The sequence below is a fragment of the Streptomyces poriticola genome (assembly GCF_036689765.1).
Lineage (GTDB): Bacteria > Actinomycetota > Actinomycetes > Streptomycetales > Streptomycetaceae > Streptomyces > Streptomyces poriticola.
The window spans coordinates 143,105-169,909 of the sequence record NZ_JBAGKH010000007.1 but is presented as its reverse complement, the minus strand read 5'-3'; the positions used below and the strand labels follow the sequence as shown (position 1 = coordinate 169,909).

19 protein-coding genes and 2 pseudogenes are annotated in these 26,805 nt (G+C 72.5%); 9 read left to right on the top strand and 12 right to left on the bottom strand.

The features are described from left to right. Positions 1-2: 2 nt before the first annotated feature. Entirely contained in the window at positions 3-971 is a 969-nt protein-coding gene (gene speB / locus V5O46_RS13980; protein WP_332884893.1) for an agmatinase, read from the top strand. Next, positions 968-2,653, top strand: a complete 1,686-nt coding sequence (locus tag V5O46_RS13975; RefSeq protein WP_332884892.1) for a thiamine pyrophosphate-binding protein — start codon at positions 968-970, stop codon at positions 2,651-2,653. The genes speB and V5O46_RS13975 overlap by 4 nt, the downstream gene beginning before the upstream one ends. 48 nt (positions 2,654-2,701) lie before the next feature. Here V5O46_RS13975 and V5O46_RS13970 read toward each other — a convergent pair whose 3' ends face one another. Next, the gene (locus tag V5O46_RS13970; RefSeq protein WP_332884891.1) at positions 2,702-3,529 is read right to left on the bottom strand and encodes an endonuclease I family protein; all 828 of its coding nucleotides are present in this window, start codon (positions 3,527-3,529) and stop codon (positions 2,702-2,704) included. 203 nt (positions 3,530-3,732) lie between these two features. On the opposite strand from V5O46_RS13970, the gene V5O46_RS13965 reads away from it, so the two are divergent. From V5O46_RS13965 to V5O46_RS13950, 4 genes are all read left to right on the top strand, one after another. After that, positions 3,733-4,722, top strand: coding sequence for an esterase-like activity of phytase family protein (locus V5O46_RS13965; RefSeq protein WP_332884890.1), 990 nt, complete (start codon positions 3,733-3,735; stop codon positions 4,720-4,722). A gap of 105 nt (positions 4,723-4,827) precedes the next feature. Further along, complete coding sequence (locus V5O46_RS13960) at positions 4,828-8,547, top strand: ABC transporter ATP-binding protein (RefSeq protein WP_332884889.1); 3,720 nt, start codon at positions 4,828-4,830, stop codon at positions 8,545-8,547. A 155-nt stretch (positions 8,548-8,702) separates the two neighbouring features. After that, positions 8,703-9,044 (top strand): hypothetical protein, encoded by a 342-nt coding sequence (locus V5O46_RS13955; protein WP_332884978.1) that lies wholly within the window; start codon positions 8,703-8,705, stop codon positions 9,042-9,044. A gap of 98 nt (positions 9,045-9,142) precedes the next feature. Continuing rightward, complete coding sequence (locus V5O46_RS13950; protein ID WP_332884888.1) at positions 9,143-10,588, top strand: S28 family serine protease; 1,446 nt, start codon at positions 9,143-9,145, stop codon at positions 10,586-10,588. A 35-nt stretch (positions 10,589-10,623) separates the two neighbouring features. Here the strand turns inward: V5O46_RS13950 and V5O46_RS13945 are convergent, their stop codons facing one another. The 3 genes and pseudogenes from V5O46_RS13945 to V5O46_RS13935 form a co-directional block, all read right to left on the bottom strand. Beyond that, positions 10,624-11,268: a hypothetical protein gene (locus V5O46_RS13945; protein WP_332884887.1), complete on the bottom strand. Its 645-nt coding sequence runs from the start codon at positions 11,266-11,268 to the stop codon at positions 10,624-10,626. 146 nt (positions 11,269-11,414) lie between these two features. Beyond that, on the bottom strand, positions 11,415-13,256 hold the full coding sequence (locus tag V5O46_RS13940; protein WP_332884886.1) for a glycoside hydrolase family 3 protein: 1,842 nt from the start codon (positions 13,254-13,256) through the stop codon (positions 11,415-11,417). Positions 13,257-14,029: 773 nt separating this feature from the next. Further along, positions 14,030-14,956, bottom strand: a pseudogene (locus V5O46_RS13935) (LysR family transcriptional regulator); the annotation flags it as partial. Between the two features lie 129 nt (positions 14,957-15,085). On the opposite strand from V5O46_RS13935, the gene V5O46_RS13930 reads away from it, so the two are divergent. Further along, the gene (locus V5O46_RS13930) at positions 15,086-16,051 is read left to right on the top strand and encodes an EamA family transporter (protein ID WP_332884977.1); all 966 of its coding nucleotides are present in this window, start codon (positions 15,086-15,088) and stop codon (positions 16,049-16,051) included. Here the strand turns inward: V5O46_RS13930 and V5O46_RS13925 are convergent. The 7 genes and pseudogenes from V5O46_RS13925 to V5O46_RS13895 all read right to left on the bottom strand — a co-directional run bounded on the left by V5O46_RS13925 (position 16,023) and on the right by V5O46_RS13895 (position 22,666). Continuing rightward, complete coding sequence (locus V5O46_RS13925) at positions 16,023-16,823, bottom strand: sugar phosphate isomerase/epimerase family protein (RefSeq protein WP_332884976.1); 801 nt, start codon at positions 16,821-16,823, stop codon at positions 16,023-16,025. The genes V5O46_RS13930 and V5O46_RS13925 overlap by 29 nt on opposite strands. Positions 16,824-17,120: 297 nt before the next feature. Further along, positions 17,121-18,107: a bifunctional helix-turn-helix transcriptional regulator/GNAT family N-acetyltransferase gene (locus tag V5O46_RS13920; protein ID WP_332884885.1), complete on the bottom strand. Its 987-nt coding sequence runs from the start codon at positions 18,105-18,107 to the stop codon at positions 17,121-17,123. 101 nt (positions 18,108-18,208) lie between these two features. Then, positions 18,209-18,820 carry a dihydrofolate reductase family protein gene (locus V5O46_RS13915; RefSeq protein ID WP_332884884.1) on the bottom strand — a complete coding sequence of 204 codons (612 nt, stop codon included), beginning with the start codon at positions 18,818-18,820 and terminating at the stop codon, positions 18,209-18,211. A gap of 149 nt (positions 18,821-18,969) precedes the next feature. Then, the gene (locus tag V5O46_RS13910; protein WP_332884883.1) at positions 18,970-20,016 is read right to left on the bottom strand and encodes a LacI family DNA-binding transcriptional regulator; all 1,047 of its coding nucleotides are present in this window, start codon (positions 20,014-20,016) and stop codon (positions 18,970-18,972) included. 299 nt (positions 20,017-20,315) lie between these two features. Beyond that, positions 20,316-21,218 (bottom strand): ribokinase, encoded by a 903-nt coding sequence (locus V5O46_RS13905; protein WP_332884882.1) that lies wholly within the window; start codon positions 21,216-21,218, stop codon positions 20,316-20,318. Positions 21,219-21,343: 125 nt separating this feature from the next. Then, positions 21,344-22,135, bottom strand: a complete 792-nt coding sequence (locus V5O46_RS13900) for an N-acyl homoserine lactonase family protein (protein WP_332884881.1) — start codon at positions 22,133-22,135, stop codon at positions 21,344-21,346. 104 nt (positions 22,136-22,239) lie between these two features. Further along, positions 22,240-22,666 (bottom strand): annotated as a pseudogene (locus V5O46_RS13895) (ATP-binding protein). Between the two features lie 236 nt (positions 22,667-22,902). Here V5O46_RS13895 and V5O46_RS13890 point away from each other — a divergent pair. Both V5O46_RS13890 and V5O46_RS13885 read left to right on the top strand, forming a co-directional pair. Next, the gene (locus V5O46_RS13890) at positions 22,903-23,742 is read left to right on the top strand and encodes a helix-turn-helix domain-containing protein (RefSeq protein ID WP_332884880.1); all 840 of its coding nucleotides are present in this window, start codon (positions 22,903-22,905) and stop codon (positions 23,740-23,742) included. Positions 23,743-23,748: 6 nt separating this feature from the next. Further along, entirely contained in the window at positions 23,749-23,943 is a 195-nt protein-coding gene (locus V5O46_RS13885; RefSeq protein ID WP_332884879.1) for a DUF397 domain-containing protein, read from the top strand. Positions 23,944-23,966: 23 nt separating this feature from the next. Here V5O46_RS13885 and V5O46_RS13880 read toward each other — a convergent pair whose 3' ends face one another. Beyond that, positions 23,967-26,726 (bottom strand): patatin-like protein, encoded by a 2,760-nt coding sequence (locus V5O46_RS13880; RefSeq protein ID WP_332884878.1) that lies wholly within the window; start codon positions 26,724-26,726, stop codon positions 23,967-23,969. Between the last annotated feature and the right edge of the window lie 79 nt (positions 26,727-26,805).

Here is a 26,805-nt window from a genome sequence, read left to right as displayed (position 1 = left end):
TCATGAGCAGCACCGAGACGCCCCGCGGCCCCGTCGACTCGTCCCGCGTCCCGCGGTACGCCGGCCCCGCGACCTTCGCCCGGTTGCCCCGCCTGGACGAGGTCGGCACCGCCGACGTCGCCGTCGTGGGCGTGCCGTTCGACTCGGGCGTCTCCTACCGGCCGGGCGCCCGCTTCGGCGGCAACGCCATCCGTGAGGCGTCCCGGCTGCTGCGCCCCTACAACCCGGCGCAGGACGCCTCCCCCTTCGCCCTCGCCCAGGTCGCGGACGGCGGCGACATCGCCGTCAACCCGTTCAACATCAACGAGGCGGTGGAGACCGTCGAGGCGGCCGCCGACGACCTGCTCGGCACCGGCGCCCGCCTGATGACCCTCGGCGGCGACCACACCATCGCCCTGCCGCTGCTGCGCTCGGTCGCGAAGAAGCACGGCCCGGTCGCCCTGCTCCACTTCGACGCCCACCTGGACACCTGGGACACCTACTTCGGCGCCGAGTACACGCACGGCACCCCGTTCCGCCGCGCCGTGGAGGAGGGCATCCTCGACACCGAGGCGCTCTCCCACGTCGGCACCCGCGGCCCGCTCTACGGCAAGCAGGACCTCGACGACGACGCCAAGATGGGCTTCGGCATCGTGACGTCGGCGGACGTCATGCGGCGCGGCGTGGACGAGGTCGCCGACCAGCTCCGCCGGCGCATCGGCGACCGGCCCCTCTACATCTCCATCGACATCGACTGCCTGGACCCGGCCCACGCGCCCGGCACCGGCACCCCCGAGGCCGGCGGCATGACCTCCCGCGAGCTGCTGGAGATCCTGCGCGGGCTGGCCTCCTGCCACCTGGTGTCGGCGGACGTCGTCGAGGTGGCCCCGGCGTACGACCACGCGGAGATCACCTCCGTGGCCGCCTCCCACACCGCGTACGAACTCACCACGATCATGTCCCGCCAGATTGCCGAGGCCCGCTCGAAGTGACGCACGACCACGACCTGGTACTCCGCCCGACCCCCGCCCAGACGGAGGCCGCGCTCAACCCTCCCCCCGGCCGCAACGGCGGAGACCTGGTCGTGGAGGCGCTGGCCGGGCTCGGCGCGACCACCGTCTTCGGCCTGCCCGGCCAGCACGCCCTCGGCATGTTCGACGCGCTGCGCCGCTCGGACCTGCGGTACGTCGGGCTGCGGGTGGAGAACAACGCCGGCTTCGCCGCGGACGCCTACGGCCGGACCACCGGCGAGGCGGCCCCGCTGCTGCTGTCGACCGGCCCCGGCGCGCTGACGTCCCTCGCGGCGCTGCAGGAGGCGCGGGCCGCCTCCGCCCCCGTGCTGGCGATCAGCAGCCAGGTCCCGACGGCGGGCCTGGGCGGCGGGCGCCACGGCTATCTCCATGAACTCCCCGACCAGGCGGCCTCCTTCCGGGGTGTGGTCAAGTCCGTCCACACCGTCCGCACCCAGTCGCAGATCCCGTCGGCGGTCGCGGAGGCCTGGAGGTCGGCGCTGACCGCCCCGCACGGCCCGGTGTGGGTGGAGATCCCGCAGGACGTGCTGCTGGCCCGGACGTCCCTGCCCGTGGTGACCGCCGTCGACGCGACGCCCGAGGAACTGGCACCGCGCGTCGAGCTCACCGCGGTCGCCGCGGACCTGCTGTCGAAAGCGTCCCGCCCGGCCGTCATCGCGGGCGGCGGAGTGGTCCGCTCGGACGCGTCGGGCAAGCTGCGGCAGCTGGCGGAGCGGCTGAACGCCCCGGTGGTGACCACCTTCGGCGGCAAGGGCGCCTTCCCGTGGCAGCACCCGCTCTCCCTCCAGTCCTGGCTGGAGGACCGCCATACGACGGATTTCCTGGAGGACGCGGACGTCCTGCTGGTCGTCGGCTCCGGCCTCGGTGAACTCTCCTCGAACTACCACACGTTCCGGCCACGCGGCCGGGTGATCCAGATCGAGGCGGACCTCGGCAAGCTGGAGTCCAACCACCCTGCCCTCGGCATCCACGCGGACGCCCGGCTGGCGTTGCAGGCCCTGCTGGAGACGGTCGAGGACCGCCCGGACGGGACGGCAGCGACCCGGGTACGGGAGGTGCTGGACAGGGTCCGCGGCCGTATCGACGCCCAGGACCTCACCCTGGAGCAGGAGGTGCTGGGCGCGGTGCGCCGGGCCCTGCCCGAGGACGCCCCCAGCTTCTGGGACATGACGATCCTGGCCTACTGGGCCTGGTCGGCCTTCGACGCCGGGGCGCCCAACACCATGCACTCGGCCCAGGGCGCCGGCGGTCTCGGTTACGGCTTCCCGGCCGCCCTGGGCGCAGCCGCGGCCGACCCCACCCGCCCGGTCCTGGCCGTCTCGGGCGACGGCGGCGCCCTGTACTCCATCGCCGAGCTGGCCACCGCCCGCCAGTACGACCTGAACGTCACCTGGCTGATCGTCGACGACGGCGGCTACGGCATCCTGCGCGAGTACATGACCGACACCTTCGGCCGGGCCACGGCGACGGAGCTGACCCGCCCCGACTACGTGGCACTGGCCGAGTCCTTCGGCGTCCCCGGGATCCGCACGGCCCCCGGGACACTGGAGCAGGACCTGGCGAAGGCGCTGGCGTCACCCGGGCCGTCGGTGGTGGTGCTCCCGGCGGTGCTGCGGATGTTCGCGCCCACGCACCTGGGGTGAGTCGACGCACCTGGCGCACGGGCGCCCGCGCGAGCGCCGCCAGATCGACTACCAGATCGACTCGACCCACTCCGGATGGTCGATGAACGGGTTGCGGTTGCCCTGGTAGGAGCCGTATATGACCTCGTTGCGGCGTTCCTCGAAGGCGTCCGGCGGGTCCTCGGCGTGCCACTCCTTGAGCACCTCGAGCCGGCCCATGTACGGGGTGCTGCCGTTGCCGACGCTGCCGTTGACCTCGAGGTCGGCCCACCCGTCGCCGCCCTCGTAGCGGACCGCCATGTAGAAGATCATGCGGGCCACGTCGCCCTTGACGGCGTCCCGGGGCTCGAAGGAGTCGGAGTCGGTGCGGCTGCCCCCGCCGCCGGAGAACGCACTGCCGCCGTGGTCGAAGTCCTTGTTGCCGCGGATGCTGTTGACGCGGACGTCGGACGGCCGCAGGTGGTGCAGGTCGGTGCCGGGGCCGGTGGCGGTGCCGAACCCGCCGTGGGACTTGGCCCAGACGTGCTCGCGGTTCCAGTCGCCGAGGTCACCGCCGTTGAGGTACCTGCTGCGGGATTCCCCGGAGTAGAGCAGGATCACGCTGCCGCTGTCGCCGGGGTCCTGGTCGGTGTTCCTGAGGGCGCTCCACACCGCCGAGTACGACAGTTTCGTCTGGTCGCTGATGATCGTGTGCAGCGAGTCCTTCAGTGCCGGGCCGGTCCTGCCGATCGCGTCGGCGTAGTAGCCGGCGCAGTAGCCGGTGCACGGGTCGTCGTACGCGTCGGCCGGTGCGGCGCCGGCGGTGGGGAGGGCGAGGGCGGCCAGCACGGCCGAGGCGCCGAGCGCCACGGTCTTCCGGCGGCGGGCGGGTGCCCGGCGGGCGTGCGTCGCAGGCATGGGGTACCTCCGGTCTACGCGGGTCGGGGAGTGGTAGTCCGGAGAGTGACATGAGCATGTAGGCAGGAGAATGTACGGGACGTGTCGAATCCGTGACGTGGCAGCGGCACGCCCTGGCGGGACGTCCCCCGGCGCCGGCGGCCCGACCGTTCCGTAACGGCGCGGTCTACCGGGCGTCACCGCACCCCCCTACGGTGACGCGCATGCGCCCGAGATCCGCACGCACCGCCCTCGCCGCCCTCACGGCGGCCCTGACCGCGGCGGCCTGCCTCACCGCCGCCGCGCCCGCCGCCGCCCGCCACAGCCGGGCCTGCTCGCCCGCCGTCTCGCTGGCCGGGTACACCGACGCCCTGGACAAGACGACGTACGACGGCACCTACGTCGGCAACCTCTCCGCACTCGCCCCCGACCGGCGCCGCACGCTCGCCGCGCTCTCCGACCGGTCCGCGCTCTTCCGGCTGGACGCGCGGACCCTCGCACCCAGGAGCGTCGTGACGCTCGCCGACGAGAACGGCGCCGCCCTCGACGCCGAGGGGCTGGTCGTCGACCGCGACGGCACCTACCTCGTCTCCTCCGAGACCGAGCCGACCGTGCGGCGCTACTCGCGGGACGGGGCGCGGATCCTCCACCGGCTGCCGGTGCCGGACGACCTCCGGCCCGCCCCCGGGGGCAGGGCCCGCGGGAACGGGACCTTCGAGGGGCTGACGCTGCTGCCCGGCGGCCGGACGCTGCTCGCCGCCATGGAGTACCCGCTGGCCGGGGACCCGGCCGACCTGGTCCGGTTCCAGACCTGGCAGCGGACCTGGCGCGGCGACTTCCGGCTGGGCCGGCAGTACGCCTACCGGGTCGACCCCGGCCTCGGGGTCTCCGAGGTCACCGCCGCCCCCGACGGCCGCCTCCTCGTCCTGGAACGCGGCTGGACCGCCGGGGTCGGCAACACCGTCCGGCTGTACCTCGCCGACCTGCGCCGGCCCACGGCCGCCAAGCGGATCCTGGCCGACCTCGCCGACTGTCCGTCCCTCGGTGCGCCCGCCGGGCAGCCCCAGCCCAACCCGCTCCTCGACAACCTCGAGGGCATGGCCGTCACCGGCCGGACCCACGGGCGCCTCGACGTCGTCCTCGTCAGCGACGACAACCAGAACACCGCGCAGATCACCCGCTTCCTCCGCCTCCGCGTCCGCGTCCGCGGCTGAAAACGGTGGGGGACAGACCGGCGGGATGAAATCGCCGCCCGTGCGCGTTGGTGCCTTCCGGTAGATCAGGCAGACCGCGGGATCAGGATCACGGAGGGCACCGGCGTGGACGCGCAACGGGGATGGGCACGGCGACTGTGGGGATACGCCTGGCGCTACCCCAAGGACGTCGTCCTCGCCCTCGGCTCCTCCCTCGCCGGCATGGCCGTCATGGCGCTCGTCCCGCTGATCACCAAGGTGATCATCGACGATGTGATCGGCGACAAGAGCCGGGAGATGGTCACCTGGGCCGGGCTGCTCATCGGTGCCGCGCTCGCCGTGTACGGGCTCACCTACATCCGGCGCTACTATGGCGGCCGGCTCGCCCTGGACGTCCAGCACGACCTGCGCACCGGGATGTACGGGACGATCACCCGGCTCGACGGGCGCCGGCAGGACGAGCTGTCCACCGGCCAGGTCGTCGGGCGGGCCACCACCGACCTCCAGCTGATCCAGAGCCTGCTGTTCATGCTGCCCATGACCATCGGGAACATCCTGCTGTTCCTGATCTCCCTGGTCATCATGGCGTGGCTGTCGCTGCCGCTCACCCTGGTCGCGCTGGCCGTCGCCCCCGCCCTGTGGTTCATCGCCAAGCGCAGCCGCGCCCGCCTGCACCCCTCCACCTGGTACGCCCAGGCCCAGGCCGCCGCCGTTGCGGGCGTCGTCGACGGCGCCGTCGGCGGCGTCCGCGTGGTGAAGGGCTTCGGGCAGGAGGAGCAGGAGACCGGCAAGCTCCGGGAGGTCGGGCGGAAGCTGTTCGCCGGGCGGCTGCGGACCATCCGGCTGAACAGCCTCTACACCCCGGCCCTGCAGGCCGTCCCCGCCCTCGGCCAGGTCGCCATGCTCGCCGTCGGCGGCTGGCTGGCCGTGCGCGGCAACATCACGCTCGGCACCTTCGTCGCCTTCTCCACCTACCTCGCCCAGCTCGTCGGCCCGGTCCGGATGCTCGCCATGGTCCTCACCGTCGGCCAGCAGGCCCGCGCCGGCACCGAGCGCGTCCTGGAGCTGATCGACACCGAGCCCACCCTGACCGAGGGCACCCGGACACTGCCCGCCGACGCACCCGCCACCGTCGAGTTCGACGACGTGTCCTTCGGCTACGACCCCGAGCACCCCGTCCTGGACGGGCTCTCCTTCGAGATCCGGCCCGGCGAGACCCTCGCCGTCGTCGGCGCCTCCGGCTCCGGCAAGTCCACCGTCTCCCTGCTCCTGCCGCGCTTCTACGACGTCACCCGCGGCGCCGTCCTGGTCGGCGGACACGATGTGCGGGAGCTGACCTTCGACTCGCTGCGCTCCGCCATCGGGCTGGTCCCCGAGGACTCCTTCCTCTTCTCCGACACCGTGCGCAGCAACATCGCCTACGGCCGGCCCGACGCCACCGACGAGGAGATCGAGGCCGCCGCGCGGGCCGCGCAGGCGCACGGCTTCATCACCGGGCTGCCCGAGGGGTACGACACGACGGTCGGCGAGCACGGGCTGACCCTCTCCGGCGGCCAGCGCCAGCGCGTCGCCCTGGCCCGCGCCCTGCTCACCGACCCCCGGCTGCTGGTCCTGGACGACGCCACCTCCGCCGTGGACGCCCGTGTCGAGCACGAGATCCACGAGGCGCTGGGACGGGTCATGCGGGGCCGCACCACCCTGCTGATCGCCCACCGCCGCTCCACGCTCAACCTCGCCGACCGCATCGCCGTGCTCGACCACGGCCGGCTCGCCGACCTCGGCACCCACGAGGAACTCCAGAAACGTTCCGCCCTGTACCGGCGCCTCCTCACCGACCCCGACGAACTGGGCGGCGTCTCGCCCGGCCACGTCCAGCCCCCCGCCCCGCGCGAGGACGCCTCCGTACGCGACGAACTCGACGCCGGCTTCGACGCCGAACTCGGCATCACCCCCCGGCTCTGGTCCGGGGCGCGCGAGCCCCGGGACGAGGCCATGGCGGGCACCCCGGCCACCCCCGAACTGCTCGCCCAGGTCGACGCGCTGCCCCCGGCGACCGGCACCCCGGACGTCGACGAGGCGCAGGCGGTGCGGCCGGAGGCGTCGTACGGACTGCGCAGGCTGCTGCGCGGCTTCGGTCCGCCGCTGCTGCTCGCCCTCGCTCTCGTCGCCGTGGACGCCGGCATGGCGCTGCTGCTGCCGGTGCTGATCCGGCACGGCATCGACGACGGCGTCACCCAGGCGGCGCTCGGCGCGGTCTGGGCGGCATCCGTGCTGGGCCTGCTCGCCGTGGTCGCCCAGTGGGCCGCGCAGACCGGCGAGATCCGTATGACCGGCCGCACCGGCGAGCGGATCCTCTACGCGCTGCGCCTGAAGATCTTCGCCCAGCTGCAGCGGCTCGGCCTCGACTACTACGAGCGAGAGCTGACCGGCCGGATCATGACCCGGATGACCACCGACGTCGACGCGCTGTCGACGTTCCTGCAGACCGGGCTGGTCACCGCGTTCGTCTCGCTCGTCACCTTCTTCGGCATCACCGTGGCGCTGCTGGTGATCGACATCCAGCTGGCGCTGGTCGTCTTCGCCACCCTGCCGCCGCTGATCGTCGCCACCTACTACTTCCGCCGGGCGAGCGTGAAGGCGTACGAACTGGCCCGGGAACGGATCTCCACGGTCAACGCCGACCTGCAGGAGTCGGTGTCCGGGCTGCGGATCGTGCAGGCCTTCGGGCGGGAGCGGGACGGCGGCCGGAACTTCGCCGAGCGCAGCGACAGCTACCGCCGGGCCCGCATCCGCGGCCAGTGGCTGATCTCGGTCTACTTCCCGTTCGTGCAGCTGCTGTCCTCGGCCGCCGCCGTCGCGGTGCTCGTGGTCGGCGGCAACCGGATCGACGCCGCCACGCTGACCACCGGCGCACTGGTGGCGTACCTGCTCTACATCGACCTGTTCTTCGCACCCGTCCAGCAGCTCTCCCAGGTCTTCGACGGCTACCAGCAGGCGTCCGTGTCGCTGGGCCGCATCCAGGAGCTGCTGCGCGAGCCGACCTCCACCGAGGCGCCCGCGCGGCCCCGGGAGGTGGGCCCCCTGCGCGGCGAGATCGCCTTCGAGGACGTCCGTTTCGCCTACGGGGACGACGAGGACGCCCTGGCCGGCATCGACCTGCGCATCCCAGCCGGACAGACCGTCGCCTTCGTCGGCGAGACCGGCGCCGGAAAGTCGACCCTGGTCAAGCTGGTGGCCCGGTTCTACGACCCCACCGGGGGCCGGGTCACCGTGGACGGCCAGGACCTGCGCACCCTCGACCTCACCGGCTACCGGCACCGGCTGGGCGTGGTCCCGCAGGAGGCGTATCTCTTCCCCGGCACCGTCCGGGACGCCATCGCCTACGGCCGCCCCGACGCCACCGACGCCGAGGTGGAGGCCGCGGCCCGCGCGGTCGGCGCCCACGAGATGATCGCCACCCTGGAGGACGGCTACCTCCACGAGGTCGCCGAGCGCGGCCGCAACCTCTCCGCAGGGCAGCGGCAGCTCATCGCGCTGGCCCGCGCCGAACTCGTCGACCCGGACGTGCTGCTCCTCGACGAGGCCACGGCCGCGCTGGACCTGGCCACCGAGGCACAGGTCAACCAGGCCGCCGACCGGTTGGCGGGCCGCCGTACGACACTGGTGGTGGCCCACCGGCTGACCACCGCCGCCCGTGCCGACCGGGTCGTCGTCATGGACCACGGCCGGGTCGCCGAGGACGGCACCCACGACGAACTCCTCGCCCGCGACGGGCGGTACGCGCAGCTGTGGCGGACCTTCATCGGCGCCGCCGGGCCGGAGGAGCCGGTGGCCGCCACCCGCTGAGGGCCGAGGGTGTGCAACCATCCGGCACACGTCCTGCGTCCGTACACCCGTACGCCGAGGGCCGCCGTACGGGAGGGGCGACAGTGGGCACAGTGGGCAGGGCTGCTGCTGCGAGAGGTGCCGCGATACGCCGGCGGGTGGCGGTCGGCGTGGCCGTGCTGACCGCGTCCGGGCTGCTCGCCCTGGCGGCGCCCCAGGACGCGGAGGCCGCGGCGTACTGCCCGGGCCGCAAGGCCCGCACGCTCCCGTTCTCCGCCGGCACCGTCCTCGTGTACAAGCGCGGCGGCTACGTCTGCGCGGTCACCGTCCCCAAGAAGCCCGGCACCAGGCGGACCATGTCGGTCAGCGTCCAGCCGCGCGGCGGCCGGCCGGTCGTCGACGCGGGCCGCTTCGCCTACCGCGCCGGCCCGGTGACGGTCCACGCCGGCCAGCGCTGCGTACGGGTCCGCGGCAAGATCTCCGGAGCCTCGGTCAGCTCCGGCTGGATCCTGTGCTGACAGCCTGACCGGATCGCCACAGTTCGCCATCTCCCCTGGTGCACGGGTGAGTTGCTCCGATAGCTTCCGGGCGCACATCTGTCTCACAGGGAGGGTGCATGCGCACAGCGCTCAGATGGCTGCTGGCGCTGGCGGTGCTCATAGGCACCGTCGGCACGGCGGGGACGGCCACCGCCGCCCAGCCGGAGGCCACGGAAAATTCCACCGCAACGACCGACATCGAGAAGAGGCTGCTCTCCATACCGGGCATGAGCCTGGTCGAGGAGAAGCCGTACCCGGGCTACCGCTTCTTCGTCCTGGAGTACACCCAGCCGATCGACCACCGCCGCCCGTACCGGGGCACGTTCCAGCAGCGCCTCACCGTGCTGCACAAGGACGTCGACCGCCCCACCGTCTTCCACACCAGCGGCTACCACGTCTCCACCAACCCGAGCCGCCGTGAGCCGACGCAGATCGTCGACGGCAACCAGGTCTCCATGGAGTACCGCTTCTTCACCCCGTCCCGGCCCGACCCGGCCGACTGGTCCAAGCTGGACATCTGGCAGGCGGCCAGCGACCAGCACCGCATCTTCAAGGCGCTGAAGAAGATCTACGACCGGAACTGGATCTCCACCGGCGGCTCCAAGGGCGGCATGACCGCCACCTACTACGAGCGTTTCTACCCGCGTGACATGGACGGCGTCGTCGCCTACGTCGCCCCCAACGACGTGTGGAACAAGGAGGACTCGGCCTACGACCGGTTCTTCGCCACCGTCGGCACCAAGGAGTGCCGCGACCGGCTGAACGGGGTGCAGCGCGAGGCGCTGGTGCGCCGGGCGCCGCTGAAGGAGAGGTACCGGGCCCTCGCCGCCGACAACGGCTACACCTTCGACACCGTCGGCAGCCTCGACCGCGCCTACGAGGCGGTCGTCCTCGACTACGTCTGGGGCTTCTGGCAGTACAGCACCCTGAAGGACTGCGCAGACATCCCGGCGGACGCGAAGAACGCCACCGACGACGAGATCTGGAACTCGGTGAACACCATCTCCGGCTTCTCGTTCTACACCGACCAGGGTCTGGCCCCGTACACGCCGTACTACTACCAGGCGGGCACCCAGCTCGGCGCGCCGACCATCCACTTCCCGCACATCGAGAAGAAGTACGTCCGCTACGGCTACCAGCCGCCGCGGAACTTCGTGCCGCGGGACGTCGAGATGCGGTTCCAGCCGTGGGCCATGTGGGACGTCGACCGCTGGGTCCGGCACAACGCCCGCCACATGCTCTTCGTGTACGGCGAGAACGACCCGTGGGGCGCCGAGCCGTTCCGCCTCGGCCGCGGCGCGCGTGACTCCTACGTGTTCACCGCCCCCGGCATGAACCACGGCGCCGACGTCGCCGGGCTCGTTCCCGAGGAGAAGGCCTTCGCCACCGCCCGCATCCTCGAGTGGGCGGGTGTCGCCCCGGCGAAGGTGCAGGCCGACCCGTCGGCGGCCAGGCCGCTGGCGAGGTTCGACGTGAAGCTGGACAAGCGCGACGTGCAGCGGGAGCCCGCGCTGCGCCCGTGAAGACCCTCCTGTGCCCGGCCGCTGTGAGCAGCCACTCACAGCGGCCGGGCACAGCCCACCGGGCGTTCGCCGCCCAGCCGGACGTACAGCTCGGTCGGCGCCGGGCACCCGGCCCGTTCCGCGACCGCGTCCGTCACCCGGTACTGCGGCTTCCGCTCGCCCGTGCCGTCGCACGCCGTCTCCCGCACCCTGCCGTCCCCGGCGTCGTACACGCAGTCGCCGACGACGGTGCGCGGGCCGCCCCCGCCGCCCGGGTCCCCGGGGTGCGGGGGCTGCAGATTGCGCATACAGGCGTAGCCGTGCGGAACGGTCCCGTCGCCGTCCTCGTCGCGGGACGGGCGCCGCTCGCTGATGTGCAGCACGAAGTCGGTGGTCGCCGGGCACGGTGGCCCGCCGCGCACCCGCCCGCCGTGCCGGGCCACCACCCGCGCCGCCGCCCGCTCGCTGGTGCACGGCACCTCGGTGACCCCGGTCGTGCCGAAGGAACTGCACTCGCCGGGCGCGAGGAACACCGTCCCGTACCCCGACGGCCGGGTCACGGCCGGCACCGGCGTCTCCCCGTCGCCCAGCCGCACGTCGTCCGCCGCCCCCGTCGGGCTCTGGCACCCCGTCAGCAGCACGGCGAGCAGCAGCGTCCAGGCGCCGGCCCCGAACCGTCCCTCCCGCCGTCTCTCCCGCATCGCCGTCCCCCCGAGCCCGGTCCGGACTCCCCCGAGCCCCGTCCAGCGTGACCCGCGGCGGCGGGCGCACGCCAGCCGCGCGGGGCGCTTTGCGGCGGGGTGCGGGGGACCGGCCCGGCGCGTGTCGTACGCGCGCTACGCCCGCGCTACAAGCGGTACGACAGCCCGTGGCCGAGGGGATACAGCACCGTCTGCGGGTCGTCCGCCCGCACCACCGGCACCGGAAGCCTGCCGCGCGGCCGCTCCCGGCCCGCGATCACCCGGGCCGCCGCCCGCAGTTCCACGTCGGTCCAGGAGTAGGCGGCCAGATACGCGGGCACGTCCGGCAGCTGGGCCACGTCGTAGGGGTTGCGGATCGCGACCGCGACCACCGGCTTCCCGGTGGCCAGCAGCCGTCCGACCAGCGTCCGCTGGCTGCTCGACGCGCTGACGTTGTACGTGGCGACGACGACCGCGTCCGCGTCCCCGGCCGTCGCCACCGCCGCCTCGATGGAGGCGGCCGAGGGGGAGATGCCGGTGGACCGGGCGGTGGCCCGGAAGCCCAGCCCGGCGAGGGCCCCGGCGAGCACGCTGGTCGGCGGGCCCGTGGTGCCCGACGGCGAGGACGGGTCGGCGCCGACGACGAGGAGCCTCGGGGTCCGGCGCCGGGACAGCGGCAGCAGCCGGCCCTCGTTCACCAGCAGGGTGGTGGAGCGTTCGGCGATCCGGTCGGCCGCGGCGCGGTGCCCGCGGGTGCCGACGGTGCGGTCCACCTCCCGGCGGGAGGTGTACGCGTCCCGGAACAGGCCCAGTTTGGCCTTCAGCCGCAGGATGCGCAGGATCGACGCGTCGAGCCGGGCCTCGGTCAGCTCGCCGTCGCGTACGGCCGTCAGGACCGCGTTCCAGGCCAGGTCCAGGTCCGGCGGGTTGAGGAGCTGGTCCACACCCGCCTTCAGTGCCAGGACGGGAACCCGGTCGTCGCCGTACTTGCTGCGCACGCCCTCCATGCCGAGGGAGTCGGTGACCACGACGCCGTCGAAGCCCAGTTCCTCGCGGAGCAGCCCGGTCAGTACCGGGTGGGAGAGGGTGGCCGGGTCGCCGGAGTCGTCGAGGGCCGGAACCATGAGATGCGCGGTCATGATCGCGTCGATACCGGCGTCGATCGCCGCCCGGAACGGCGGCGCGTCCAGCTCCTCCCACTCCTCCCGGCTGTGCGTGATGACCGGGAACCCGGTGTGACTGTCGGTGGCGGTGTCCCCGTGCCCGGGGAAGTGCTTGGCGCACGCGGCGATCCCGGACCGCTGATAGCCCGTCACCTCGGCGGCCACCAGACCGGCCACCGCCTGCGGATCGGCGCCGAAGGAGCGTACGCCGATCACCGGATTGGCCGGGTCGACGTTCACGTCGGCGACGGGGGCGTAGTCCTGCAGGATGCCCGTCGCACGCAGTTCGGCGCCCGCGATCCGGCCGAGCGTGCGGGCGTCGGACCGGGAACCCCCGGCGCCGACCGCCATCGCGCCCGGGAAGAGGGTCGCCGGTCGGCCCACCCGGGCCACGATGCCGTGCTCCTGGTCGGTGGAGACCAGCACCGGCAGCCCGCGCTCCAGCTCCAGGGAGGCCCGCTGGATGCCGTTGGACAGGTCCGCGATCTGGTGCGGGTCCCGGGTGTTGTGCGCCCACGAGAAGTAGATGATGCCGCCGACCCGGTAACGGGCGACGAGCTCGGCGGCCGTGCGGACGCCGATCTCCCTGAGGTTGGCATCGATGTCGGCCTGGTCGGGGTCGGTGGCGGAGTGGCCGTAGACCCGCATGACGAACAGTTGGCCGACCTTCTCCTCCAGCGTCATGCGGGAGACGAGGGTGCGGAGGCTGTCCTCGTCCGGCCTGCGGTCGCCGGCGTGCCCGGTGCCCGCCCCTGCCGTCAGGGTGGCGGTGACGCCGGCGGAGGCGGCGAGAAGGGTGCGTCTGGAGGGCTGAGCGGTGCTTCCCGTGCTGCTGTCGTCGTGCACGTGCGCTCCTTCCGGAGAGGTCAGCCTGCGGGAACTGCTGGAAGCTGGGGGGGAGGTGAGGAGAGGTGAGGAGAGGTGAGGCGATGGAAGGTGATGGAGCGTTACTGAAGGAAACTTCCGAGGAGTCACCAATATCCGGGAAGTTTCTGCCAGTCAAGGGAATGCGCAGGAGCCACGAAGGGGCCGCCGCCGGCGCTGTGGAGGGGCGCGCGCCGACGGCGGCGTGGCGCCGGGCGCGCGGTGCGGCGGAGAGGGTGGTCAGCGATCGCAGCCAGCAGCGAGGCCGACACCGCACCGCGGAGACTCGTCCGGCAGCCGCCGATGGGACGGACGGCGGCCGGACCGGGTTCCCGGATCCGGTCGGATCCCCGCGGATCGGTATGGATCGGTGAACGCCGGGTCCGGTGCGCTCAGCGGGACGCCGTACGGGCCGCAGCGCCCGCGTGGCCGACGTGGCCGAGGTGCCCGCCTGGCCCGTCCGCCCTGCGTGGCCCGGCGCGGTCCGTCCGGCTCGCGCGGCTTGCAGGCTGCTCACGGCTCGCTCGGCTCGCTCGGCTCGCGTGGCTCCGGTGGCCCGGCTACCGCGGCTGGCCGGCCTGGCCCGGGTGGCCTGTGTGGCCTGCCCGGTCCGAGTGGTCCCTCTGGCCCGCGTGGCCCGAGCGGCTTGGCTGGCCTGTGTGGCCCGTCTGGCCCGGGTGGGTCGCCGGGCCCGTCTGGCCCGTCTGGCCCATGCGGTTCCTGTGGCCGGCTTGGCCCCCTCCACCCGCGTGGGCCGTCCGGCCCGTGTGCGCCGTGGGAGTCGCCGCGCCCGGCCAGGACGCGCGCAGTGCCCGGACCGTCTCCGCGATCGCCGGGCGCCGGGCGGCCCCCGCGCGCCAGAGCGCGTACAGCCGCCGTACCGGCATCGGTTCGAGCGGCACCGCCACCACCCCGTCTGGGAGCGGTCCACGCCCCAGCCGTGGGACGAGCGCCACGCCCAGCCCGGCGGCGACGAGGGCGACGAGGGTCGGGTTCTCGTCGGCCTGGTGGACGATGTCCGGCTCGTGCCCGGCCGCGCGCAGGGTCCGCAGCAGCCAGTCGTGGCAGACCCGACCGGGGGGCTGGCAGATCCACCGCTGTCCGCCCAGCTCCGAGCGGCGCACTCCGCTCCGCCCCGCGAAGGGATGCCCCGCGGGCACGACCAGGTCGCTCAGGTCGTCCCCGATCACCGCCTGCTCCACCTCGGGCGGGGCGGGCAGCGGCGCGATGTCCCAGTCGTGCGCGACGACGAGGTCGACGGCGCCCTTCGCCACCAGGTCCACCGACAGATGCGGGTCGACCTCGGTCAGCCGGGTGTCGAGCGCGGGATGCCGGGCCGCCAGGTCGGCGAGCACGCCGGGCATCAGCCCCCTGGCCGCCGACGCGAACGCGGCGATCGTCAGCCGCCCGGACGGCACCCCGCGCCGCTCCTCCAGCTCGGTCTCCGCCCGCTCCACGATGGCCAGCAGCTCGCGTGCCGTCTCGGCGAGTTGCCGCGCCTCGTCGGTGAGCCGCACCCCGCGGCCCTCGCGCTCCAGCAGGACGGTTCTGGTCTCCCGCTCCAGCTTGGCGATCTGCTGGGAGACGGCGGAGGGCGTGTAGCCGAGCGCCACGGCGGCGGCAGCGACCGTGCCGTGCACGGAGACTGCGTGGAGCGCGCGCAGGCGCTGGAGGTCGAGCATGGCGGCCCCTGAGGCGTGAGCGATCCGATTCCTTAGCGGTGCTTCATCCAACTGTGCAGCAATCATCGCTGGTACTTCACGGTTTCCGCGAGTGATCCTCGACCCATGCCACCTGCTCGCCCGTCCGGGATGCCCGCGTCCCACCTCTGCCTCGCCGTGCTCGTCGCCGCCGTATGGGGGCTGAACTTCACCGTCATCGAGGTCGGCCTCGACCACTTCCCGCCGCTGTTGTTCACCGCGCTCCGCTTCCTGGCGGCCGCCCTCCCCGCCGTCTTCCTGGTGGGCCGCCCGAAGGTGGCGTGGCGGTGGATCGTGGCCGTCGGGCTGGTCCTCGGCGTGGCCAAGTTCGGTCTGGTCTTCCTCGGGATGGACGCGGGCATGCCCGCCGGGCTGACCTCGCTCGTCCTGCAGGTCCAGGCCGTCTTCACCGCCGTCTTCGCCGCCGCCGTGCTGCGCGAGCGGCCGACCCTGGTGCAGGCGGCGGGCATGGTGGTGGCGCTCGCCGGGATCGGCGTGGCTGCGGCCGACGAGGGCACCTCGGGCCCGCTCGGCGGCTTCGCCCTGGTGGTCGCGGCCGCAGCCGCCTGGGGCGTTTCGAACGTCCTGACCCGGAAGGCGTCCCCGCCCGACGCGCTGAACTTCATGGTGTGGGTGAGCGTCGTCCCCGTCCTGCCGCTGCTGGCGCTCTCCCTGCTGACGGAGGGCGCCTCCCGTGACCTGGCGGCGCTCCGCGGACTCGACTGGGAGGGCGCGGGCTCGGTCCTCTTCGTCGCCTGGGTCGCGACCGTCTTCGGCTTCGGCGCCTGGGGCCGGCTGCTCAGCCGGCACCCGGCGTCCACGGTCGCGCCCTTCTCCCTCCTCGTCCCCGTCTTCGGGGTCTCGTCCGCCGCGCTCCTCCTCGGCGAGCCGGTCACGCCGCTCCGCTGGTGCGCGGCGGCCCTCCTGGTGTCCGGGGTCGCCCTGACGACGCTCCGTCGGCGGCCGGGCGGCCCGCCGCGGACGACGGGAGGCGGAGGGAACGCACCCCCCGCCGAGCACCCGGGCCGCCCGGGGGAGCGGGGTGGGGTCACGCCGACTCGGTCAGGAGCCGGGTGAGGTGGTTCCTGGCGTCGGTCAGCAGGGCGGGGAGCGGGGCCGCGGTCTCGTACCGGTGCTTCTCGTACTCCCAGCAGAGCCAGCCGTCCCAGCCGTGCCGGGAGAGGACCTCGACCACCTCGGCCAGCGGCAGGACGCCGGCGCCGAGCGGGAGCGGGGCGGTCTCGTCGGCGGAGGCGATCTCCTTGACCTGGACGTAGCCGAGGTAGGGGGAGAGCGCGGCGAACGACTCGGTCGGCTGCTCGCCGCCGAGCCAGGTGTGCATCACGTCCCAGACGGCGCCGACCCGGCGGTGCCCGACCAGGCCGAGGACGCGGATCGCCGCGGCGGCGGTCCGGTACGCGTCGTGGGTCTCCAGCAGGATCCGCACGCCGACGTCGCCCGCGTACTCGGCGGCGGTGCCCAGGCGCCGGGCGGCCGTCCCGTCGGCGTCGTCCGACGGCTGGTCCGGGGCGGCGCCGGGGAGGACCCGGAGGTACGGGGCCCCGAGGTCGCGGGCGAGGTCCAGCAGGGCACGGAGTTCGGCGACCACGGGTGCGTCGTCGCCCGGTCCGGCGACCCGCGCATCCCCGGCGAGGGCCAGCAGTTCGACGCCGGACGCCTTGAACCGCGCGGCGGCGTCGGCGCGTTCGGCGGGGGTCAGACCGGGGTGGAGCGGCTCGTCGGGGTGGGCGCGCAGCTCGACGCCGTGGTAGCCGTGGGCGGTCGCGAGGGCCAGCACGTCGGTCAGGGGCAGGCCGGGGACACCGAGGGTGGAGAACGCCAGCTTCATGGGCACGGACCTTACCGTTCCACGCGTAGTTGGCCAGGGTCGGTCGAACCAACACGAACCGGATGTATGGTCCACCCGTCCTCCGAACGGTCGTGAGGACCGGGGGTCAGCGCGAGCCGGGCACTACGGCGCCGAGGTGCAGGCCGGGTCGACCGCGATCACGACGACCCCGGCGGTGGTGGAACAGCACCGTCCGGGCGAACTCCCGCCGACCATGACCGGCAGACAGCTCAGACAGCTCAGACAGCTCAGACAGCTCAGACAGCTCAGACAGCTCGGTCAGCTCCGACAGCTCGGTCAGCCGGTCGCCGATCCGGTGTGGTGCCCGTCGGCCGGCTCGCGCGACGTTGCCTCGCGCAGGTCCAGCCGCCAGTCCTGGCCGACCAGGTCGTGGCCGAAGGAGTGGTGCGGCTGCTCGGCGGTGAGGGTGAAGCCGTGGCGCACGTAGAGGTGGCGGGCGGTGGTGAGGACGTCGTTGGTCCACAGGACGAGGGCGCGGTATCCGGCGTCGCGGGCGAAGCCGACGACGGCCCGGACCAGGCGGTCACCGATCCGCAGCCCGCGGGCCCCGGGTTCGACCAGGAGCAGCCGCAGCCGGGCCGTCTCCGGGGCCTCGTCCCGTACGCACATCACACAGCCGACCGGACGGCCGTCGAGCTCGGCGATCCACACCCGCTCCGCCGCGGGGTCGTGGCCGGCCGCGAAGTCCGCGACGATCCGGGCGACCAGGGCCTCGTACCGGGCGTCCCAGCCGTACTCGGCGGCGTACAGGGCGGCGTTGCGCTGCACGATCCAGCCCAGGTCGCCCGGGCCCGGCCCGCGCAGCACCACGTCCCCGGCGGCCGGTGACCGGCCGCGCCCCTCGGCTCCGGAGAGCAGCTCGCGGACCGTCCGGAGCGCCTCGGCCAGGCGCGGCCGGTCACCGGCCGGGACGGTCGCCAGCAGCGAGCCGACCGAGGTGTTCGACCGTTCGTCCAGCAGGACGGCGGTCTCCCGGCCGCGCGCGGTGAGCACCACCCCGGTACGCCGGGAGTCCCCCCGCCCGGGCGCCCGCTCGACCAGACCGTCCCGCTCGAACTTGTTGAGGATGCGGCTGAGATACCCCGAGTCCAGCGAGAGCGCCGCCCTCAGGTCGGCCGCGTCCGTCCGCGGGGAGTGCGCCAGCTCGTACAGGACGCGGGTCTCGGTGAGCGTGTACGGGGCGTGCAGGGTCCTGCTGTAGTCGAGGGCGCCGATCACGCGCGTGTAGAAGCGGTTGAAGGAGCGGATGTCCTGGACGGTCACGGCGGTCGCCCCCCGGCGGTCGGTGTGCCAGTACCAATCTCTGACTCAGTCAGAGGTTCTTCTGCCGAGCCTAGGCCCACCGACCGCCGTCCGTCCACCGCTCACGCCTCGGCCGGCGCCGCCGCCCGGTAGACGCACACCTGCGCACCCGTGGGTGCAGTGGTCGTGGACACCAGCTCGAACTTCCGGAGCGTGCCGTTCCCCGGGAAGATCGACTTGCCGCCGCCCAACACCACTGGCATCACCATCAGCCGAAGCTCGTCCACCAGGCCCTCGCTCAGCAGCGTGCGGGCGAGCGAGGGGCTGCCCATGACCAGCAGGCCGCGCTCGGGGTCGCCGCTGCCGCCCTCGCGCAGACTGCGGATGCGGGCGACGGCCTCGGCGCCGGGGATGAGCGTGCTGTTCCAGGTCATGTCGCCGTCCCCGAGGGAGCCGGAGACGACGTACTTGGGAAGCGCGTTGATCCGGTCGGCGAACGGGTCCCCGGCCCGCTCGGGCCACGCCTGCGCCATCGTCTGCCAGGTGCGCCGCCCGAACAGCAGCGCGTCGGCCTCCAGGAGCGCCGCGTCGAACGCGCCGCCGACCACCTCGGGGTCGAAGAACTCCTGCGTCCAGCCACCGTGCGCGAACCCGCCGTCGGTGTCCTCCTCGGGCCCGCCCGGTGCCTGCACGACACCGTCGAGGCTCATGAACTCGGTGATCACGATACGCATGGTGACTGTCTCCAACTGTTGTCGCCTGTGCCTGTGCCTGTGGCGTCTGCGGCGCGTGGTGGTCCGCGGTGGTTACGGTCGGGCAGACCGGTGCGCGGTCCGGAATTCATCGGTGCAGAACCGGGAACGTGGGCGAACCGGAGCCGCTGTCATCCGCGCGGTGCCCCGGAGGAGCCCCGGACCATCAGTTCGCCCCGGAGCGTCGCTATCCCGCCGGGCGGTGGCTCCTCCCGTCCGGCGGCGATGCGCCCGGCGCGCGCTCCCGCCCGGGCCAGCGGGAGCCGTACGGTCGTCAGAGCGGGCACCGTGTCGATGCTGCACGGCAGGTCGTCGAAGCCCGCCACCGACACGTCCCCGGGTATGTGGTGACCGGAGTCCCGTAGCGCGGCGCACACGCCGAGCGCCACGGAGTCGTTCGCGGCGACGACCGCCGTGAGCGCGGGGTCCCTGCGCAGGAGCTCGAGCGTGGCCTCGTAGCCGGACTGCCGGTCGTAGCGGCCGTGGACCGTGCGGCACGGGTCGTCCTCGATGCCGTGCGCGGCGAGGGCGGCCCGGTGGCCCTCCAGACGGTGCCGGGCGGTCGTCCGCTCCTCGGGGCCGGCGAGATAGCCGAGGCGGCGGTGGCCCAGGGCGATCAGATGCCCGGTCAGCTCCCGCCCGCCGCCGCGGTTGTCGAAGGCCAGCGTGACCGCGCCGGTATCCGGCACCGGCGGCCGGCCGCACAGCACCACGCGTGTCCCGGCCTCCGACAGTCTGCGCAGCTTCGCCGCCACCGCCGCCCGGTGCTCCGCGTCGTCCACCGCACCGCCGGTCAGCACAACGGCAGCGGCCCGCTGGCGCTGCAGCAGCGTGAGGTAGGTCAGCTCACGCTCGGGGGAGCCGCCGGTGTTGCAGACGACGGCGAGGCGCTCCCCGCCGGCCCGGCCGCCCGGTCCGCCGATCTCCGACTGGATCGCGCTCGCCATGATCCCGAAGAACGGGTCGGCTATGTCGTCGACGAGGATGCCGACCAGGTCCGAGGTGGCGGCGGCGAGAGCGCTGGCCGGGCCGTTGAGTACGTAGTCCAACTCGTCGACCGCCTTGAGCACGCGCGCGCGGGTGGCCGCGGCGACGGGGTAGTTCCCGTTCAGCACGCGCGACACCGTCGCGGGGGACACCCGTGCGCGGGCCGCCACGTCCGCCAGGGTCACCGTCATGTCCTCGTCGTCCTCCGGTCGCGGGCCGCTTCGTACACCCTCGTCGCCTACACGGGACCCTAGGCCCGCAGCCCGCCGTTGTTCGCCTCCTCGAACAACTCGCCCCGCCCCGCCCGGAAAAAAGTCGGGAGAGTTCGTGCAACCCTTTCGCCGCCACGCCTGTCGTACTGGGCGTCGGGACGACCCGGTGGGGGGGATCCGGGGGGATTCGCGGGCGTCCCGCAGGAGGGGAAACGTCGAGGGGGCCGGGTCGCCGACCCGGCCCCCTCGAAGCTGCTCGAAGCAGTCCCCCGGCGTGGCTACAGCGCATCGACCTCCGCCGCCGTCGGATACGACGCCTGGGCCCCCGCCTTCGTCACGGCCGCCGCCCCGACCCGGGCCGCGTACGCCGCGGCCCCGGCCAGGTCCGTGCCGGTACCCAGCTTCCAGGCCAGCGCGGCGGTGAACGCGTCGCCCGCGCCCGTGGTGTCCACGGCGTCCACCTTCACCGACGGCACCCGCGAGACCCCCTCGGCCGAGGCCACGAGAGCGCCCTCTGCCCCGAGGGTCACCACCACCGAGCGGGGCCCCTTGGCGCGCAGGATCCGCGCCCAGTCCTCGGGCTCCTCGCTCACCAGGGAGCCGCCTAGCAGCACCCGCGCCTCGTGCTCGTTGACGACCAGCGGATCGCAGGCGTCCAGCACCTCGCGGGGAAGGGGCCGCGGCGGGGAGGGGTTGAGCACGAAGCGGCTCTCCGGCGCCAGGTTCCGCACCACCTCCACGACCGTCTCCAGCGGGATCTCCAGCTGCACGGAGACCACCCGGGAGGCGTGGAAGAGGCTCACGGCGGCACGCACGTCCTGCGGCGTCAGCCGGCCGTTCGCGCCCGGCGAGACCACGATGCTGTTGTCCCCGGACGGGTCCACCGTGATCAGCGCGACACCGGTCGGCACCTCCCCGACCAGGACGCCCACCGTGTCTACCCCGGCAGACCGCTGCGACTCCAGCAGCAGCCGCCCGTGGTCGTCGTCGCCGACCCGTGCCAGGAGGGCGGTACGAGCGCCCAGCCGGGCGGCGGCGGCCGCCTGGTTGGCCCCCTTGCCGCCCGGGTGCACGGCCAGGTCGGAGCCGAGCACCGTCTCGCCGGCCCCCGGGCGCCGTTCGACGCCGATCACCAGGTCGGCGTTGGCCGACCCCACGACCAGGAGGTCGTAGTCGTACATGGGTTCTCTCCCCGCGTCCGTCGCGCGCCGTCGGCGCGTTCTCCACGGTCATCCTGCCCGTTCCCGCGGCCGCCGCGCGACGGACGTCGCGGCTGCCGATTCCCGGCGGCCCCCTGCCCCTCCGGTCAGTCCCAGAAGTCGCCGTCGTGCGGCAGGGCGGCGAAGTGATCGGGGTCGTGGGACAGGAAGAGGCGGACCCCGGCTCGTCGCAGGGCGCGCAGACGGCCGTAGGTGAGGAGCTTCTCCTGCACGTTCCAGTCGCTCAGCATGGGGATGTTCTGCTCGAGGCCCTCCTCGAGGTGGGCGGCGTCTCCCAGGAAGCCGATCCGGCCGCGGTGGCCGAGGTCGAGGACGACGCCCTGGTGCCCCGGCGTGTGCCCCGCGGTGCGCAGCACGGTGATCGTGCCGTCGAGGAAGAGGTCGGTGTCGCCGGAGAGTTCGAGGAAGTCGTAGCCGCGGCTGGTCCGGTAGTCGTTGAAGGCGTACCCGCGGGCGGTCCAGCGGTCCGGCCACCAGGCGTGGCGCAGCTCGTCGTGCTGGACCACGTGCACCGCGTCCGGGAAGTAGCTCATCCCTCCGGCGTGGTCGAGGTGCAGATGGGAGTAGATCACGTACTTGACGTCGCCGGGCCGGTGGCCGAGGCGCTTCAACTGCGCGTCGACGGCATGCTCCCGGGTGAACCCCTGGGCGCCGTACGCCTCCCGCAGCCCCGGGCCCCAGTAGGCCTCGGCGGCCTCGGGGTCGGCCACGTGATGGTTGATGCCGGTGTCGAAGAGGATCAGCCCGTGCCGGGCGTGCTCGATCACGGCCACCGTCGAAGGCACGGTGACCATGCCCTCCGCGCCGTACAGCAGATCGCTCCTCGGCATCGTGAAGGGCCCGGCGTCGACGGTCGTCACGCGCAAGGTGGCAGCCACGGGGTGCTCCTTCTGTCTCGCTCGGTCACGCGCCCGGAACTCTGCCCTACGGAGTCCGTGCGCCGTCCGCGCCACGCCCGACCGGACGGCGGAGGCCCCGCCACTCAGGCGGCCGGCGAAGCCGCCGCCCCCACCTCGCACCACACGTACTTGCCCCTGCTGCCGTCCCTGGCCAGCGGATGCCAGCCCCACACATCCGCGCAGGCCCGCACCAGCGCAAGCCCCCGCCCCGCCTCCGCCTCCTCCAGCCGCACCAGCGCAACCGGGAGCTCAGGCGGTTCCGGGTCCGCGTCCCACGCCCCGATCCGCAGCGTGCCCGGCGGCGACCAGCGGATGCGGAGGGCAGCGGGGCCCTTGGTGTGGCGTACGGCGTTGGAGACCAGCTCCGCGGCGAGCAGCTCCGCGACGTCCACCCAGGCCGACCAGCCCGTGCAGGGTCAGGATCAGGCGGAGGGTGCGACGGCTGACGGTGACGGCGCGGACGTCGTTCGGGACGTGGAGGGAGTACTCCCAGGGTTCGGTTTCGGGCATGCGGCAACTCCGTTCGGCGAGGTGGGGGTTGGAGTCCGGAGGGGTGCGTGCACGGTGTCATTGCCGCGGCCGTCGTGGCAGGACGGAGCGGTGCGCTTCCGGTGCGCCCCGGCGTATCGCACGGTGTGCGTCGCGTCACCGACGGTAGACCTGAAAGTTTCGGCGCGGCAAGCCGGTCGCGTAATCTTCACCCCGAACGAGTCGTGTCGGCAGACGCGTTGAGGCGAGGAGTGGTCATGCCCACGAGGCGCGAACCAACAGCGCGGCAACTGCGCCTTGCGGCGGAGCTGCGCAGACTTCGCGAGGCGGCCGGCCTCACCGCCCGGCAGGCTGCGGCCATGCTCGGGGTCAGCAACGTCCAGATCAGCCAGATCGAGGCAGGGCTGTCGGGAGTCAGTGAACAGCGGCTCCGCCGCCTCGCTTCTCACTACGCCTGCACGGACGACGAACTCGTCGATGCGTTGGTGGAAATGGCCACCGACCGCACGAAGGGTTGGTGGGAGGGGTACCGAGGGCTGCTGCCCACGCCGTTTCTGGATCTGGCAGAGCTGGATCACCATGCCATCCACCAGCAGGACGTGGCCATCCTGTATGTGCCGGGCCTGTTGCAGACAGAAAACTACGCCCGGGCCGTCTTCTCCTCGAGGATCCCCGAACTGACCGATGAGGAGCTGGAGTTGCGGGTGCGGCACCGGTTGACGAGGCAGGCGAGAGCCACCTTTCCCCACAAGGTCGTGATCCACGAGTCGGCCCTCCGCATCAGGGTCGGCGATCGCGCCGCCGCGCGTGCTCAACTCGCGCACCTTCTGGAGGTTTCCGAAGCCGACCGCATCACCTTGCGGGTCATCCCATTCGACCTGGACGGGTTCGCCAGAGCCTCCAGCACGATGACCTATGTGGGTGGCGCTGTGCCCAATCTGGACACGGTTGCGCGCGACGCGCCGCATGGCGCGTTCCTGATCGATTCTGACGCGCAGCTCGGCGCCTATCGAACGCGCTTCCGTAGGATTGAAGACGTCTCGCTCACCCCGGACCGATCGCGTGACTTCATCCACCGGCTGACGAAGGAGCTGTGAGCACCCATGGACAACTGGCGCAAGTCGTCCTACTCCGGCGAGGGCGACGGCAACAACTGCGTGGAGATCGCGGCCCGCCCGACCCACGTCGCCGTCCGCGACAGCAAGGCCCCCACCCGAGCCACCCTCACCTTCCCCTCGACCGTCTTCACCCCCTTCCTCGACGCCCTGAAGAGCACCTCCGCAGCCAGCGACAGCTGACGCAGCGGTACGCTGACGCGCGCTCACGTCCCCCGGTGGGGTCTCCTGCCACGCCGTCGTCGGACGCGGGAGCGGATGAAGTAGGCGAGGGCGGTAAGCGGCCACTCGAGGATGAGCAACCCGCCGACCAGCATGGAGGGGGCTGCGAGCAGTAGGGTTTGCCAGCGCCAGTCGTGGTCCGTGAAGTGATCGACTGCCTCGGCGATGCCGAACGGGATCCCAATGAGCGAGGCAATGGCAAGAAGCAGGGCCACAAGCGTGGCGCCCATGGTCTTTCTCGGATGCTTCCTGATGCGCCGCCACCACCACCAGCGTGCGAGTGAGAAGGTCGGCCGGGACAGCCCGAGCAGCTGGTTTGCCGAGGACACTCGGCTGGGCCGTCGGAATCTCACGCGACGGCCGAAGCTCCGCCAGAACACGACCTTCGTGGCCTCGGCGAAGGGGTTTCGCGCGAAGGCGCCCTTGCTGATGAGCATGCTCAGTGCTTTTTCGACGATCCTGCCGAACGTGCTCCGTCCCTCAGGACTGTCGAGATACTCCTTGAACAGTGCAGTATCGTCCGGTTCCGCCAGTCTCTTGAGGTTCTTCCGCATCTCCCCCTTGCCGATCTTCTCGCAGAGGAGGATGGCTTCGTGCATCTCAGTTTCGGTGCGCTGCCGTTCCTCGTGGTCGGGAATGAACAGGCGTAGCAGATGGTGAGAGGCGTCCAGCCGTCCCCAGGCGAAGTCGGACGCTCGCCACTCGGGTCTGACGAACGCGCCGAAGTGGTTGAGGCGGACGCCGTAGAGCTTGCGGTCGCCGAGCGGTGCGAACTTGTCGTGCGGGAAGAGGGGGCTGTATTCGTCCGGTCCCAGGCGCAGAAACTCGAACTGAGGAGTGTGCTCTGTCAGTTCCTCCGGAGAGGCGCCCGCTCCTGCGACGACCTCAGCGGCGAGGCAGAACTTCAGGGTGCGATTGATCCGCTTTCTCCGATTCCTGCGCGCCCTAGGTGTGAGCGGCGCCGTCGTGTCGGCTTCGTATACCGCCTTGTCGTACGCCTGGAAAGCCCGCTTCACCTGTCTGCGCACGACCTCGCCGACGCCGAGGTTCTCGTAGACGGCGTTCAGCATTTCTGTGGGGCCCTGCTCGGGGTCGAGGCGGTGGGCCGGGGACCCGCCGGCCTGGGACGCGTTGCGGATCTGGCTGAAGATGGTCTCCTGGACGGCGCGAACGACCTTCGCACAGTAACTCAGTTCACCCAGGCTGCTGGTCAGAGCCGCCTGCCGACGGCTGAGCGATCCGGCCTCCTCGCGGGGGCTCTTGGTGCTGTCCCTGAGGCGTTGTTCGATGTCGCCGACCAAGGTCCAGATCAGGCGCTCGGCGACACTGGCTCCCCATTGCCATGGCTGGTCCAGGTCCAGGCAGGATTGCAGGGCATCGGCCCCGTCGGGAACCCACAGGAACTTCGGGTCCAGCGCCAGGAGCGCATTTACGTCCTCGTGGCGGATACGTGCCAGGGATCGTACGCCGCGTCCTTCCTCGCGTACCTGCCGCACCTTCCACAGCGCCCCTCTGATGCGGCTCTCGCGATAGTGATCGAACAGCGACCGGGCCAGGTGGACCAAATCGCACCCCGACCCCTTCGGCCTCGGTCCGCTGCTACCCGGCCCCGCTGTCCTCCGCTCCTTCTCCATGTCTGCGGATTGACAGCGGAACAGGTCCAGGTGGCGGTCGAAGCACTCGCGGTTCATCCGCTCCTGCAACTCCGCGGTTCCTGTGCGGAAGTCTGCCTCCCGTGGGTAGGTGACGGCTGTACCGAGTACCGAGGGCCACTCGGTCGACTTGCACGGTGGCCTGCTCTGCTCGTGCGGATCTGTAACTCCGCTCGAAGGCACGATGTAGACGAGGACCCGCCGGGTAGGGCCGTCCACCTTCCGGTCGCTGATGGAGTCCAGAACAGGCCCGAACGGGGCGTTGTTGAGCACACCGCCATCGACGATCCAGCTTGCCCGGTCCCGGCCCTTGCTGGGGATCTCCGGGGCGGGTCGGACACGCTGGGCGAGCAGCGACGATTCGTCCACCGGCGCGAAGGCCACAGGAAAACCGGCGGAGGCACGCGCGGCCAGGCACAGCCGATCCAGTACCGCCTCGTCCAGGAAGTCCTTGCGGCTCACGGTCTCGGGTTTCCATGCGTTGCGGTGGACACCGGTCTTGCGGAAGACCACCGCCTGGGGGTCGTGCTGGAACGCGTAGATGCGACGGTGGTCGGCGACCTGGAACCGCCCTCCGAAGCTGTCCTGTACATACTCGGGCACGCCGTCCAGCGCGGTCGCGGTCACGAAGAGGGTCACGGGTTCGGCCTCACGCTCGCTGCCGCACATGGCGCCGAGGATCCTGCCGACCTCGTCCTGGAAGTACTGGCCGTCGAGGAGGCTGTTGTAAGGGGGGTCCTTCAGCAGACGGTCGCCGGTGAGTGCGGCGGCTTTCTGCCAGGTGCCGCGCAGATCGGGCAGTTCGGTTCCTCTGCCGATCGCAGCGGCGAGGAAAGAGCCGTTCAGGCCACCGGCGGACGTGCCCGCGACGACGTCCACCACGACCCGCGTGTGAGCCTCACGGATCACCCGTTGCCACAGCGCGAAGCAGGCCCGGTCCTCCTCCTTCACGCGCTCTGCTACTCCGGAGTGCAGGCTGCGCGACGCTCTCCGCAGGAGGTCCAGCTCATGTGTGACACCCCCCATCCACACGGCGAGGCTCACGCCGCCGTTGAGGACCAGCGCGAGTCGAGTCTCCTCTACAACCTCCATGTATGTACGGTAATTTTTCTTGACTCTATGCAACCGGCAAGCACGTCTGTTCGCACAGGTGACCACCCGACCGGGGGTA

Coding starts and splice junctions, on each gene's coding strand:
- speB (WP_332884893.1), top strand. CDS start 3: ATGAGCAGCACCGAGACGCCCCGCGGCCCCGTCGACTCGTCCCGCGTC.
- V5O46_RS13970 (WP_332884891.1), bottom strand. CDS start 3,529: ATGCCTGCGACGCACGCCCGCCGGGCACCCGCCCGCCGCCGGAAGACC.
- V5O46_RS13965 (WP_332884890.1), top strand. CDS start 3,733: ATGCGCCCGAGATCCGCACGCACCGCCCTCGCCGCCCTCACGGCGGCC.
- V5O46_RS13950 (WP_332884888.1), top strand. CDS start 9,143: ATGCGCACAGCGCTCAGATGGCTGCTGGCGCTGGCGGTGCTCATAGGC.
- V5O46_RS13945 (WP_332884887.1), bottom strand. CDS start 11,268: ATGCGGGAGAGACGGCGGGAGGGACGGTTCGGGGCCGGCGCCTGGACG.
- V5O46_RS13930 (WP_332884977.1), top strand. CDS start 15,086: ATGCCCGCGTCCCACCTCTGCCTCGCCGTGCTCGTCGCCGCCGTATGG.
- V5O46_RS13925 (WP_332884976.1), bottom strand. CDS start 16,823: ATGAAGCTGGCGTTCTCCACCCTCGGTGTCCCCGGCCTGCCCCTGACC.
- V5O46_RS13915 (WP_332884884.1), bottom strand. CDS start 18,820: ATGCGTATCGTGATCACCGAGTTCATGAGCCTCGACGGTGTCGTGCAG.
- V5O46_RS13910 (WP_332884883.1), bottom strand. CDS start 20,016: ATGACGGTGACCCTGGCGGACGTGGCGGCCCGCGCACGGGTGTCCCCC.
- V5O46_RS13905 (WP_332884882.1), bottom strand. CDS start 21,218: ATGTACGACTACGACCTCCTGGTCGTGGGGTCGGCCAACGCCGACCTG.
- V5O46_RS13890 (WP_332884880.1), top strand. CDS start 22,903: ATGCCCACGAGGCGCGAACCAACAGCGCGGCAACTGCGCCTTGCGGCG.
- V5O46_RS13885 (WP_332884879.1), top strand. CDS start 23,749: ATGGACAACTGGCGCAAGTCGTCCTACTCCGGCGAGGGCGACGGCAAC.
- V5O46_RS13880 (WP_332884878.1), bottom strand. CDS start 26,726: ATGGAGGTTGTAGAGGAGACTCGACTCGCGCTGGTCCTCAACGGCGGC.